14 protein-coding genes are annotated in these 12,379 nt (G+C 56.6%); 9 read left to right on the top strand and 5 right to left on the bottom strand.

All coding sequences use genetic code 11. The features are described from left to right. Nucleotides 1-515 precede the first annotated feature (515 nt). From mphR(A) to PG899_RS22700, 4 genes are all read right to left on the bottom strand, one after another. Nucleotides 516-1,100 (bottom strand): macrolide-binding transcriptional repressor MphR(A), encoded by a 585-nt coding sequence (gene mphR(A) / locus PG899_RS22715; protein ID WP_001137892.1) that lies wholly within the window; start codon nt 1,098-1,100, stop codon nt 516-518. Then, on the bottom strand, nt 1,100-2,338 hold the full coding sequence (gene mrx(A) / locus PG899_RS22710; protein ID WP_000004159.1) for a macrolide resistance MFS transporter Mrx(A): 1,239 nt from the start codon (nt 2,336-2,338) through the stop codon (nt 1,100-1,102). Before mrx(A) ends, mphR(A) begins: the two co-directional genes overlap by 1 nt. Next, nucleotides 2,335-3,240: an Mph(A) family macrolide 2'-phosphotransferase gene (locus tag PG899_RS22705; protein ID WP_000219391.1), complete on the bottom strand. Its 906-nt coding sequence runs from the start codon at nt 3,238-3,240 to the stop codon at nt 2,335-2,337. The genes mrx(A) and PG899_RS22705 overlap by 4 nt, the downstream gene beginning before the upstream one ends. Before the next feature lie 121 nt (nt 3,241-3,361). Then, nucleotides 3,362-4,066 carry an IS6-like element IS26 family transposase gene (locus tag PG899_RS22700; protein WP_001067834.1) on the bottom strand — a complete coding sequence of 235 codons (705 nt, stop codon included), beginning with the start codon at nt 4,064-4,066 and terminating at the stop codon, nt 3,362-3,364. Between the two features lie 232 nt (nt 4,067-4,298). On the opposite strand from PG899_RS22700, the gene aac(3)-IId reads away from it, so the two are divergent. Next, a complete protein-coding gene (aac(3)-IId, locus tag PG899_RS22695; RefSeq protein ID WP_000557454.1) occupies nt 4,299-5,159 on the top strand; it encodes an aminoglycoside N-acetyltransferase AAC(3)-IId in 861 nt (286 codons plus the stop codon). Between the two features lie 12 nt (nt 5,160-5,171). Beyond that, complete coding sequence (locus PG899_RS22690) at nt 5,172-5,714, top strand: AAA family ATPase (RefSeq protein ID WP_000587837.1); 543 nt, start codon at nt 5,172-5,174, stop codon at nt 5,712-5,714. Between the two features lie 481 nt (nt 5,715-6,195). Here the strand turns inward: PG899_RS22690 and PG899_RS22685 are convergent, their stop codons facing one another. Further along, nucleotides 6,196-6,387 (bottom strand): hypothetical protein, encoded by a 192-nt coding sequence (locus PG899_RS22685; protein WP_000951934.1) that lies wholly within the window; start codon nt 6,385-6,387, stop codon nt 6,196-6,198. Between the two features lie 23 nt (nt 6,388-6,410). On the opposite strand from PG899_RS22685, the gene PG899_RS22680 reads away from it, so the two are divergent. The 7 genes from PG899_RS22680 (at nt 6,411) to PG899_RS22650 (ending at nt 12,162) form a co-directional block, all read left to right on the top strand. Further along, nucleotides 6,411-6,638: a hypothetical protein gene (locus PG899_RS22680; protein WP_000248278.1), complete on the top strand. Its 228-nt coding sequence runs from the start codon at nt 6,411-6,413 to the stop codon at nt 6,636-6,638. Between the two features lie 50 nt (nt 6,639-6,688). Then, nucleotides 6,689-7,825, top strand: coding sequence for a DUF3883 domain-containing protein (locus PG899_RS22675; protein WP_000080861.1), 1,137 nt, complete (start codon nt 6,689-6,691; stop codon nt 7,823-7,825). A gap of 114 nt (nt 7,826-7,939) precedes the next feature. Beyond that, nucleotides 7,940-9,310 (top strand): IS1182-like element ISCfr1 family transposase, encoded by a 1,371-nt coding sequence (locus PG899_RS22670; RefSeq protein ID WP_000971921.1) that lies wholly within the window; start codon nt 7,940-7,942, stop codon nt 9,308-9,310. Nucleotides 9,311-10,130: 820 nt separating this feature from the next. Beyond that, entirely contained in the window at nt 10,131-10,991 is an 861-nt protein-coding gene (locus tag PG899_RS22665) for a class A beta-lactamase TEM-256 (protein WP_110924831.1), read from the top strand. A 407-nt stretch (nt 10,992-11,398) separates the two neighbouring features. Further along, nucleotides 11,399-11,617: a hypothetical protein gene (locus PG899_RS22660; RefSeq protein ID WP_210538266.1), complete on the top strand. Its 219-nt coding sequence runs from the start codon at nt 11,399-11,401 to the stop codon at nt 11,615-11,617. Between the two features lie 20 nt (nt 11,618-11,637). After that, a complete protein-coding gene (locus tag PG899_RS22655; RefSeq protein ID WP_210538267.1) occupies nt 11,638-11,874 on the top strand; it encodes a hypothetical protein in 237 nt (78 codons plus the stop codon). Nucleotides 11,875-11,928: 54 nt separating this feature from the next. Next, complete coding sequence (locus PG899_RS22650; protein ID WP_210538268.1) at nt 11,929-12,162, top strand: hypothetical protein; 234 nt, start codon at nt 11,929-11,931, stop codon at nt 12,160-12,162. The last annotated feature ends 217 nt before the right edge of the window (nt 12,163-12,379 follow it).

The raw sequence follows: 12,379 nt of genomic DNA, 5'->3' as shown, positions 1-12,379 counted from the left end.
ACCATTTCGCAGCAGCCGCCTGATCGGCGCAGAGCGACAGCCTACCTCTGACTGCCGCCAATCTTTGCAACAGAGCCCGCCGTGCTAGTCTGCTCGGTGATGGTGGAGTGAAGCCAACCCGCAATCGGGTTATGAATCTGCATCGCGATTCGCAATCAGCTGTCTCTTGAGCATGTCGAACTCCTGCGATGTTATCTCGCCGTGCTCGTGCTGCTACACCAACTTGTCCAACTCATCCGCCACACCGCTCCCCACCACCTGCGATGGCCAGGTTGTTTGCTGGGCGCATTGGCGGAGTATCGTCTCGACCCGGGACACCCACACCGGCACAACCTTACGGGAGTGATTCACTGTCAAAGAATCGGCCCGGTGCTCTGACGCAAGTATCGGGATGGTCACCATTTGTAAGCCGTAGACCTGAGTGGTGATCAAGACTTCGATACCACCGACCGTACCGGTACTAATCGACGACGGTCGTGTTCGTCGCCTGCCGCAGGGACTCTGCACACCTCCGTTTACGCATGTGCCTGGAGGAGTTGGAAATCGTCGTGTTCGGGAAACATTAAACACAGGATGGCAGCGATCTGAGCCAGCACATGATCAGCTAGCTCACCATCCGGATCGACGGCCCACTGCATCGTCGCGCCAGCGATGACCGAGTGCAGGAGCAACTCAGCTGCCGCAGGAGCACCTGGGGGCAGTCGCTTGCGGATCCCCTCCACCACCGCGCGGTTCCGCTGGATCGCAAGCGTGCGTAGCTCCGGCACCTGGAGCTCGTACCAGGAGATGAGATAGTTCACCGAGAAGTCGTTGCGAGTGTTCATGCTCCGAACGAGCACCTGCAAAAATTCCCAGAGCCCTTGCGGCCCTGCGCCTATCGGTATCGCATTCAGGTAATGCCGCACCTGCTCGACGCCGCGCTCCATCATCCTCACCAGCAGCGTATCGCGGTTGGTGAAGCGCTGGATTAACGCTGCGCGGGAGAGCCCCACCTCCTTTGCTACTCCGCTGAGCGTGAACTCTATGGGACCGCAACGCTTCAGCACTACGGTGGCGGCCTCGAGTACCTCGTCATCGGACTTGAGCTTGGGGCGGGGCATCAGTGTTCACCTTCTGTATGGGTTGGGGCGGAGGCTGTGGCTGCCGCCGCCATTGTAGCAAATTGAAGACGGAGCGAGAGTAGAGCCACGAGCCCCGCAAACACGGCCGATACAACGAGGCCAGGGAGCGGACCAGCAAGGTCGACAAACGCGCCGGCCGCAAGCATAACCATGGGCGAGGCTGACAGCATCACCGCCGAGACCGTGCCGAGTACCCGGCCGAGAAGTTCTGGCGGCGTGCGGTTGTAGATGGCAGCGTTGAGAATGGGAGAGACTGAGCCGGTCAGCAGTCCCACGAGCGCGCCCAACAACATCAGCACCGGCACGCCTGGCAACTGTGAAAGCAGAAGCGAGCCCACCGCAGAGCCACAAAATGCCACCGCCAGCCAGTTCTGCGCTGATATCCGGGCGCCGACCGACGCATGAATGGCAATGCCAAGGAGACCACCAGCCCCCATCATTGAGGAGAACAGCCCGAGCTCTGCTACTTGGCGTCCTGCATCTACAAACAGCGCAGGCATGATGACGCTGCCGTTGGCGCCAACGATGCCCACGAAGATCATCACTATACCAAAGAGAGGGCGCAGCAGGGGTTCGCTCCAGAGAAAAGCGACGCCGGCGCGCATGGAGAGAGTCGCCGTCGTGGTCATCGTCCGAGCGGCACGCGCGGGAAGCACCCACGCGCCGAGCAGACCTGCAAGGACGGAGCAGAACGCCGTCAGCCCGAGCGTTGGCGCAGCGCCAAGCAGGCCGATTGCGGCCCCCCCAAGGGCCGGGCCACCTAGAATCGCGACGTTCCCGATCACCGCTTTCAGTGACGAGACGCGCTCAACGGAGAGCCCGGCGACGTGGCCGAGTTTGGGCAGCTCACTGTCCTGCGCGGCCATACCGGGTGCGTCGAACGCGGCACCGAGCACCACGCAAGCGATCAGCCCAGTGTTCGAGAGGGCGCCAACGGCATCGAGCAGTGGGATGCTCGCCATGGCCACGCCGCCCACCACACCCGAGATCAATGCGACGGGCGCGCGCCCGAACCGATCGACGAGGCCACCACCAACCCACGCGCCGATGATGGTCGCGATGACGCTGCTAGCGGCCGTGGCGCCCGCCCAGGCCGCGCTCTTTGTATGAGACAGGACGAACCATGGAAGCGCGAGGGCCGCCACCGCGTTGCCGATCCGGAAGAGAAAGGTCGCCGCGAACAGCGTCGCGAGCGGGCTATATCGACGTTCGCTCATTCCGCTGCGGCGAGCTGCGCCTTCGCCGCAGCGAGGTACTCTTCGTTACCCGAGTCGAGGGCGAAGAGTGCGTAGGTGACCGCCCCGAACGCAAGGCGCTCCGCGATGTGGTGGGCGAGCCGCGGCCACACCCGGCCACCGGCCGCTTCATACGTGAGGAGGAGCTTCGCGAGCCCCTCTTCACCAAAGACCATAAGGTGCGCGGCCATGTCGATGGCAGGGTCATCAACGCGGGCCTCGCTCCAGTCGATCATCCCGCTGACGCGCTCCGTGTTGTCGATGAGCACATGGCCCACGTAGAGATCGCCATGCACCACCACGGAGAAATCTGGCCACGACGAATCGTCGTCGAGCCAGCGCTGCCACCGGTGGAGGCGCTTGTCGTTCACCACGAACTCGCGTCGGACGCGGTCAACGTCGTCGGCCACCTTCTGACGGGCCTGCGTCGGTGTACGGATGAGCATCCCCGCATCCACGGCGGCGGAAATGGGGACGGCATGCAGGGCGGCGAGCGCGGTCGCGAAGCTCTCCGCGAAGACCTCCGAGTCCTGCGGCACGACCCAGTCGGGCGTGGACGAACCAGGCTGGATGACCATCGCAGTCGAGTCTTCGAGCATGGGATAGGCAACGAGCTCGGCGTTGGCCACGCGCCAGTCCGGCACCGCGAACGGCAGGCGATTCTTGAGCATTGCCAGCACCCGCGCCTCTGGTTCGACCTTCGCGCTTACCTCGGCTCGGCGCGGGATGCGCAGCACCCACCGACGTCCATCGTCGACGGTGGCGATCACGATCCTATAGTCGAGCCCAAGCTCATTGACAGTCAGCGGGCCATGGAGCTTGAGCCCATGTCGGGCTGCAAGTGCGTACAGTTGGGAGGTATCGGCGGTCGTGACTACGGTCATGATTCACTCCTGAGGGCTTGACGGGTTTAGCCACCTAAATGTAACAGTCACGTCGGTTATATTCAATCCGGCACTGTTGCAAAGTTAGCGATGAGGCAGCCTTTTGTCTTATTCAAAGGCCTTACATTTCAAAAACTCTGCTTACCAGGCGCATTTCGCCCAGGGGATCACCATAATAAAATGCTGAGGCCTGGCCTTTGCGTAGTGCACGCATCACCTCAATACCTTTGATGGTGGCGTAAGCCGTCTTCATGGATTTAAATCCCAGCGTGGCGCCGATTATCCGTTTCAGTTTGCCATGATCGCATTCAATCACGTTGTTCCGGTACTTAATCTGTCGGTGTTCAACGTCAGACGGGCACCGGCCTTCGCGTTTGAGCAGAGCAAGCGCGCGACCATAGGCGGGCGCTTTATCCGTGTTGATGAATCGCGGGATCTGCCACTTCTTCACGTTGTTGAGGATTTTACCCAGAAACCGGTATGCAGCTTTGCTGTTACGACGGGAGGAGATATAAAAATCGACAGTGCGGCCCCGGCTGTCGACGGCCCGGTACAGATACGCCCAGCGGCCATTGACCTTCACGTAGGTTTCATCCATGTGCCACGGGCAAAGATCGGAAGGGTTACGCCAGTACCAGCGCAGCCGTTTTTCCATTTCAGGCGCATAACGCTGAACCCAGCGGTAAATCGTGGAGTGATCGACATTCACTCCGCGTTCAGCCAGCATCTCCTGCAGCTCACGGTAACTGATGCCGTATTTGCAGTACCAGCGTACGGCCCACAGAATGATGTCACGCTGAAAATGCCGGCCTTTGAATGGGTTCATGTGCAGCTCCATCAGCAAAAGGGGATGATAAGTTTATCACCACCGACTATTTGCAACAGTGCCGTTTACTCATATATACTTTAGATTGATTTAAAACTTCATTTTTAATTTAAAAGGATCTAGGTGAAGATCCTTTTTGATAATCTCATGACCAAAATCCCTTAACGTGAGTTTTCGTTCCACTGAGCGTCAGACCCCGTATAGTGTTTTGCAGTTTAGAGGAGATATCGCGATGCATACGCGGAAGGCAATAACGGAGGCGCTTCAAAAACTCGGAGTCCAAACCGGTGACCTCTTGATGGTGCATGCCTCACTTAAAGCGATTGGTCCGGTCGAAGGAGGAGCGGAGACGGTCGTTGCCGCGTTACGCTCCGCGGTTGGGCCGACTGGCACTGTGATGGGATACGCGTCGTGGGACCGATCACCCTACGAGGAGACTCTGAATGGCGCTCGGCTGGATGACGAAGCCCGCCGTACCTGGCTGCCGTTCGATCCCGCAACAGCCGGGACTTACCGTGGGTTCGGCCTGCTGAATCAATTTCTGGTTCAAGCCCCCGGCGCGCGGCGCAGCGCGCACCCCGATGCATCGATGGTCGCGGTTGGTCCGCTGGCTGAAACGCTGACGGAGCCTCACGAACTCGGTCACGCCTTGGGGGAAGGATCGCCCGTCGAGCGGTTCGTTCGCCTTGGCGGGAAGGCCCTGCTGTTGGGTGCGCCGCTAAACTCCGTTACCGCATTGCACTACGCCGAGGCGGTTGCCGATATCCCCAACAAACGGTGGGTGACGTATGAGATGCCGATGCTTGGAAGAGACGGTGAAGTCGCCTGGAAAACGGCATCGGATTACGATTCAAACGGCATTCTCGATTGCTTTGCTATCGAAGGAAAGCCGGATGCGGTTGAAACTATAGCAAATGCTTACGTGAAGCTCGGTCGCCATCGAGAAGGTGTCGTGGGCTTTGCTCAGTGCTACCTGTTCGACGCGCAGGACATCGTGACGTTCGGCGTCACCTATCTTGAGAAGCATTTCGGAACCACTCCGATCGTGCCTCCGCACGAGGCCGTCGAGCGCTCTTGCGAGCCTTCAGGTTAGAGGCCGTCGACAATGATAATCTGGATCAACGGACCTTTCGGCGCCGGAAAGACGACGCTCGCTAAGCGGCTGCGCGATCGGCGTTCCAAATCGCTGATCTTTGACCCCGAGGAAATCGGGTTCGTGGTGAAAGAAACGGTCCCCATGCCAGCGAGCGGAGACTATCAGGATCTCCCCTTGTGGAGGGGACTTACGATCGCGGCGGTCAGGGAGATTCGAAGGAATTACTCGCAGGACATCATCATCCCAATGACGCTCGTGCACCCGGACTATCTGACTGAGATACTCGACGGGGTAAGGCGGATCGACGATCAGCTGCTGCACATCTTTCTGACGCTCAACGAGGACCTATTGCGTCACCGGATCGCGAACCAGACCATGCATCCTGACCCGAATCGAAATGCGGAGATTCGAGAGTGGCGATTAGCGAATGTCGCCCGATGCTTGGCCGCAAGGGAACGGCTTCCATGCACAACCCGTGTTCTCGATAGTGGTGCACACACCAGCGATGAACTCGCAGCGATGGTGCTCGACGGAATCGATGGGCGCACCTGATCGCCTTCGACGCCTGCGCAAAGCGTAGCGCGAGGGTGGCGGGCTCACGACCAAACGCCCAGAGGTCGATCATCGCAGGGATGTTTGGCTTTGTGGTGCGGACGACGGGACTCGAACCCGTACTCTCACAGAGAAGCAGATTTTCGTACCACCTCGACTTTCGCCGCCGTCTGATGACGTTCGTGGTCTGGACTGTCCCTTCGCCATTGCCCGAAGGCTTTAGGCGCCGCCCGTCCAGTCTCTACACCTTCCCCCGAAGGGGCTTGGCTCGGGATTGGCTTAGGGTATTGCCCGTTAGCGTTCCCCGACTTTGAGCGGTTCTACTCCGCGGATTTCCCCGCGGGCACTCCAATTTTAAAGTCTGCTGCGTCTACCGATTTCGCCACGTCCGCCTTTTTTCGCCGTTCCTAGCGCTCGTGCGATGCACCTATGTTGCACCTAGCGCCGAATCGTTCTTCGTCATCCTGAAAAACCACGTCTCCTAAAGCCTTGCATAGCTTATCTTTTCTCCACCACGAACTTTTTTGTGGGATGGTAGAAAAAAAGACTTTTTAAGTCCGCTGGCTTGCCAGGCCTTGTTAGCTTGTACGGTCATGGTTATCGGGTAAAGAATATTGACGGCATCGCTGGTGTCGGTGGCTGAAAAGCCGGCTCCCATCAGGGCAATAGCCATTTCAGATGCAGGCGTACAGGGCAATGGTCAACAGCTACAGCCTGTCTGACGATTCCGGCGTCATGGCTGCGGCGGCTATCACGCATTTTTTGTTCGGTCAGGCGGTGTTTTCGTACCTCAATGGTTGGAGCGTGTTGATCGGACCTGGTACAGGTTTGGACAGCACGGGCTGCAAATACGCAAGGGATTTAATGGGCCTGGTGGCGTTCACGGCTTTTATCGTGACGTTTCTGTTCAGGGGCTACTCATAATCTCGTGGCTCGGCGGTTCCCGGCACACCATGACAGTAAGGAAGGACCCTGTGTCTCAACTCTCCCAGCTTCGAAGCCCCGCCGCCGTGCAGGCTGCCATCGATGAGTTCGTGCAACTGGGCCGCACGAAATTCCTGGCGCGCCACGGCTACGGCAAGTCCCGCGACTTCCTGGTACGTGATCCGAAGACCGGCACCGATTGCGATTCCAAGGCCATCGCCGGTGTGGCCTTCGGCAAGCAATTTCCCGAGCAGGGCCCGCTCACTGCTGACAGCTTCTCCGGTGGCGAGACGACCGTCGTTCCGGCGCTGACGCGGCTCGGGTTTCGCATCATTCGCATCGGCGAAGACTGGTCCGAAGAAGAGGTCCTGGCCACGGTCGAAGACTATTTCGACATGCTGCGTGCCGAGGCGGCTGGGGAGCCGTACCACAAGTCCGAGCACAACCAGGCACTGCGCCAACTGCTGAACGGTCGCAGCAAGTCTTCAGTCGAGCTCAAGCACCAGAACATTAGCGCCGTACTCGATGCCCTGGGCCTGCCCTATATCAACGGCTACAAGCCACGCGGCAACAGCCAACTGCTGCTGCGTAAATCCGTACACGCCTACGTTCTGGAACATCAGCAGACGGTCGGCGCTCTTGTCGATGCCCTGGAGGAGGTAAAACTTCCGGGTGACAAAACCTACCGAGCGGCTTTGGTAGAACCACCCGCCCGTGAAGTGCTTGTGCGTACCCCGGCATCTCTACGGCAACGCCTACCGCGAAAGTTCGATTATGCCGCTCGCGATGAAGCCAACCGCAAGCTGGGCCGGGCAGGGGAGCAGTGGGTGATTGGCTACGAACAGCAACGCCTGACCGAGCTCGGCCACCCAGAGCTTTTTCAGCGGCTGGATTGGGTGTCCGACACCCAGGGAGACGGTGCGGGGTTCGACATCCTGTCGTTCGAAGAGGACGCCCATGAGCGCTTCATCGAGGTGAAAACCACCAATGGCGGGGTAGGCTCGTCTTTCTTGGTCAGCCACAACGAACTCGAATTCTCCAAGGAGGCGGGCGATCAATTCCATCTGTATCGCGTGTTCCAGTTTCGGGACGGTCCGCGCCTGTTCACGCTACCCGGCGACCTCAGCCAACATGTGCATCTCAAGCCGACGGACTACCGGGCGAGTTTCCGGAGTTTGGTGGGGTAAAGGCAGGGTTCTGTTGAGCCGAATGGCTGTGTGCGGCCGATTCTGTTGAAAAAGTAGCGGCCTCCCCATGCCGTTGGCAAAATTGCTTTGTCAGCGAGCGTGGGGGCGAACAGCATGATGGGACAGTTACCGGGAGGACAGCAGCGCCTGTTCTACTCGTTCAATCTGGAAGATCACGTCCCGGCCCAACATCTCCTGCGCAGCATCGACCAGTGCTTGGATCTCAGTGATCTACGTGCCTACCTGGCAGATTTCTATAGCCCCATCGGGCGTCCCTCGATTGACCCGGAGTTGATGGTGCGCATGCTGGTCGTCGGCTACTGCTATGGCATTCGTTCCGAGCGGCGATTGTGCGAAGAGGTGCACCTGAACCTGGCCTATCGCTGGTTCTGCCGGTTGGGTCTGGAAGACGAAGTCCCCAATCACTCGACCTTCTCGAAGAATCGCCATGGGCGTTTTCGTGACAGCGATCTATTCCGCTGGTTATTCAATGAGGTGCTGCGGCGCTGCATGGCAGCCGGCCTAGTCAAGGGTGAAGGTTTCGCCGTCGACGCCAGCATCATTAAGGCGGATGCCAGCCGGCAACGTGGGGTGGCGGGAGATGAGGTCGATTGGAACGATCCAAAGCTCAGCAGCCGCGCAGTGCGCGAGTACCTCGAAGCCCTTGATGAAGAGGCGCTGGCTGAGGCTCTTCCCAAGAAAATTTCGCTCACTGATCCTCAGTCCCGTTGGACAGCAGCGCCAGGTGGCCCGGCCTTTTTTGCCTACTCCACGAATTACCTGATCGACACTGAGCACGGTGTGATCATGGACGTGGAAGCTACCCCGGCGCACCGTACCGCCGAAGTCGATTCGACTAGGACGATGGTCGAGCGTGTCGAGGCGCAGTTCGATCTCACACCGGAACGCCTTATCGGCGATACCGCTTATGGCACCGCCCCGATGCTGGCCTGGATGGTCGAAGAAAAGGACATCGAACCGCATGTGCCGGTGTGGGACAAGACCGAGCGCAAGGACGACAGCCTCTCCAGTAACGACTTTCACTGGAGTCAGGACGCCAATGAATATCGCTGCCCAGCCGGCAAACCGCTACGCAGTGAATGGCGCGCCTTCACCCAGCAAAGGTCGCGGGTAACTAAGGCCAAAACCGTCATTTACCGCTCCAGCCAAACCGACTGCGCCACCTGCCCGTTGAAAGCGAAATGCTGCCCCAACACGCCGAATCGGAAGATCGTCCGCAGCATCCATGAGGCTGCCCGCGACGTGGCTCGACGCATCGCCAAGACACCGGAGTACCTCGTCTCTCGCTGCGAACGAAAGAAGGTGGAGATGCTTTTCGCCCACCTCAAACGGATCATGAAACTCGACCGTTTACGACTGCGTGGCCTAACGGGTGCCACTGACGAATTCACCTTGGCTGCGATGGTGCAGAACCTGCGCCGCATGGCCAAGCTTTTGCCTCAAGGGCCACCGCTGACGGGATAGGTATGCCTGCTACGAGCAGAAACCCTCAAATTAACCCTTAAACCTGAGCAAGGACGCTCAGTGAAACGCCGGAAGGCAACTTGAAGTGGCTTGCAGCCACTTCGACAGCAGGCACACCTGATCGGCAGGCTGCCGCTAAAGCTACTTTTTCAACAGAATCGGCCGATTTGTGCCGGTCGTCAAGGACCGCTTCGGATCACTCTCAACCGGATCGCGGGCCAGCTGATTTGCTAAAACCCGCGCCAAACTCAACGAAGGATTTCGCATGATCCGTTTTTTTTGGCGATCACGCTCGGCCTGATGGTTGGCTGCTCGTCGAGTTCAAGTTCGATCTGATCAGTGAGCGGTAGCGCAAGTGGATCGCCTCAGCCAAGCAGCGTTGTTGCCGGCGGCCGGAAGAAAGCCTTGAACTAGTAGCGGAAAGGATGAAACTTTATTTTTACGATTCTCAGCATTTTCCAAGGTTGAGCGAAAATTAGGATGATACTTTAATGATTCCGGCCTCCATCCCCACAAAACGCTTGCAGATGGCAGAATTGAAATAAGTCATTGTTTTAAATGGATTTTTGCAGGAATTGCTACGTTGCAGGGTCCTGTAGTTAGGATGACACTTTATTTTCCTCCCACAGGCCTCGTGATACGCCTATTTTTATAGGTTAATGTCATGATAATAATGGTTTCTTAGACGTCAGGTGGCACTTTTCGGGGAAATGTGCGCGGAACCCCTATTTGTTTATTTTTCTAAATACATTCAAATATGTATCCGCTCATGAGACAATAACCCTGGTAAATGCTTCAATAATATTGAAAAAGGAAGAGTATGAGTATTCAACATTTTCGTGTCGCCCTTATTCCCTTTTTTGCGGCATTTTGCCTTCCTGTTTTTGCTCACCCAGAAACGCTGGTGAAAGTAAAAGATGCTGAAGATCAGTTGGGTGCACGAGTGGGTTACATCGAACTGGATCTCAACAGCGGTAAGATCCTTGAGAGTTTTCGCCCCGAAGAACGTTTTCCAATGATGAGCACTTTTAAAGTTCTGCTATGTGGTGCGGTATTATCCCGTGTTGACGCCGGGCAAGAGCAACTCGGTCGCCGCATACACTATTCTCAGAATGACTTGGTTGAGTACTCACCAGTCACAGAAAAGCATCTTACGGATGGCATGACAGTAAGAGAATTATGCAGTGCTGCCATAACCATGAGTGATAACACTGCGGCCAACTTACTTCTGACAACGATCGGAGGACCGAAGGAGCTAACCGCTTTTTTGCACAACATGGGGGATCATGTAACTCGCCTTGATCGTTGGGAACCGGAGCTGAATGAAGCCATACCAAACGACGAGCGTGACACCACGATGCCTGCAGCAATGGCAACAACGTTGCGCAAACTATTAACTGGCGAACTACTTACTCTAGCTTCCCGGCAACAATTAATAGACTGGATGGAGGCGGATAAAGTTACAGGACCACTTCTGCGCTCGGCCCTTCCGGCTGGCTGGTTTATTGCTGATAAATCTGGAGCCGGTGAGCGTGGGTCTCGCGGTATCATTGCAGCACTGGGGCCAGATGGTAAGCCCTCCCGTATCGTAGTTATCTACACGACGGGGAGTCAGGCAACTATGGATGAACGAAATAGACAGATCGCTGAGATAGGTGCCTCACTGATTAAGCATTGGTAACTGTCAGACCAAGTTTACTCATATATACTTTAGATTGATTTAAAACTTCATTTTTAATTTAAAAGGATCTAGGTGAAGATCCTTTTTGATAATCTCATGACCAAAATCCCTTAACGTGAGTTTTCGTTCCACTGAGCGTCAGACCCCGATAAGCACTGCCTTGCACCGAATGTTGACCATTATGAATCTGTTCAGACCATTGTCGACACTGATGGTCTGCATCTGTGTTGCGAATGCCATTCAGACGTGTCTTTCACCAGCGAACCGCTGGCTGGCGGGTTTCTCTTCGAATGCCAAGAGTGCGGTCGCTTGTACCACAGCGGGCCTACTCATAGCGACGAAGACATGGTTAGGGTGAACAAGCTTTTGGCAGCGATCAACATAGAGAAGTAAACTGGGGAACAGATATGGAAGTGCGCGACATTATCGAGCTTCTGCGTGCCGGATGGAAACTTGCCAACCGGGGGACGGGGTGGTACCTGTCCTCCCCCCATAAGCCATATCAGAAAAGCGAGCAGCATCTCATTTGCGACGAATTGGTGAATGAAATTGAAAGGGCTGGAGTGATCAAAAAAGCAATGCCGCACAACACCATTCACGCCGTTCTTGTAGATGAACAGAGTTAATCAGGGAGAATAGATTTGCCATGAAGTTCATCACTGATGTTTTACCTGGTGAATGCGTGATTCTGACCCCCTCATTAATTCACTGTCAGTTGCAGATCGTCGACCTGTTCGACAAGGCCGTAGTCATCTTTGAATACTCCCCTCCGGCGGAAGGTTGGACACATGAAAGCCTGTGTGCTCTCGATATCCCCCTGGAGCGGCTTCAGGGAGCGAATGCATACCTTGGCGATGCCTGGGTAGGTTCAACAGAGGTATAGGGAGCAAACGCTTTGCAAACACCCGGGTTTGACATTGTGTACCAGGACGAGACCATGCTGATCCTTCTGGATCTTGACCGCGGCGCAACTATCACCAACAGCGCCGAACAGGTAGTGCGCTTAGTTGATGGGTTGGTCGACGGAATTGGAAAGCGACGTCTGATTTATAGAGATACCGCAGGGCGTTATGACGAAATCCTTGTCGATAGTGGTGTGTTTCGCGGGTTCAAAGCCTGCTCTATCTCACAGCAGGACTTTCTCCGTGGACTGTTACTGAAGTCCCTATAGCATCCCGTTCGCCGAGAACCGCCGGCAGGATGAATTTGACTCCCCCCCCTCCCCGCTCTTCCCATCAATCACACAATCCCAGGCACCGGCCACCACATAGGTCCGGTGCACTCACCAAATCTTTTTGAAGCTGTCCAGGTGCTGTCTCTTGATCAGATCTTGATCCCCTGCGCCATCAGATCCTTGGCGGCAAGAAAACCCTCCATTTTACTTTGCA

The organism is Aeromonas sp. QDB39, assembly GCF_027707585.1.
In the GTDB taxonomy this organism is placed as follows: domain Bacteria; phylum Pseudomonadota; class Gammaproteobacteria; order Enterobacterales; family Aeromonadaceae; genus Aeromonas; species Aeromonas hydrophila.
This window is presented reverse-complemented; position numbering and strand designations above follow the sequence as displayed.

Coding starts and splice junctions, on each gene's coding strand:
- PG899_RS22705 (WP_000219391.1), bottom strand. CDS start 3,240: ATGACCGTAGTCACGACCGCCGATACCTCCCAACTGTACGCACTTGCA.
- PG899_RS22700 (WP_001067834.1), bottom strand. CDS start 4,066: ATGAACCCATTCAAAGGCCGGCATTTTCAGCGTGACATCATTCTGTGG.
- PG899_RS22690 (WP_000587837.1), top strand. CDS start 5,172: ATGATAATCTGGATCAACGGACCTTTCGGCGCCGGAAAGACGACGCTC.
- PG899_RS22685 (WP_000951934.1), bottom strand. CDS start 6,387: ATGGCTATTGCCCTGATGGGAGCCGGCTTTTCAGCCACCGACACCAGC.
- PG899_RS22680 (WP_000248278.1), top strand. CDS start 6,411: ATGGTCAACAGCTACAGCCTGTCTGACGATTCCGGCGTCATGGCTGCG.
- PG899_RS22670 (WP_000971921.1), top strand. CDS start 7,940: ATGATGGGACAGTTACCGGGAGGACAGCAGCGCCTGTTCTACTCGTTC.
- PG899_RS22665 (WP_110924831.1), top strand. CDS start 10,131: ATGAGTATTCAACATTTTCGTGTCGCCCTTATTCCCTTTTTTGCGGCA.
- PG899_RS22660 (WP_210538266.1), top strand. CDS start 11,399: ATGGAAGTGCGCGACATTATCGAGCTTCTGCGTGCCGGATGGAAACTT.
- PG899_RS22655 (WP_210538267.1), top strand. CDS start 11,638: ATGAAGTTCATCACTGATGTTTTACCTGGTGAATGCGTGATTCTGACC.
- PG899_RS22650 (WP_210538268.1), top strand. CDS start 11,929: ATGCTGATCCTTCTGGATCTTGACCGCGGCGCAACTATCACCAACAGC.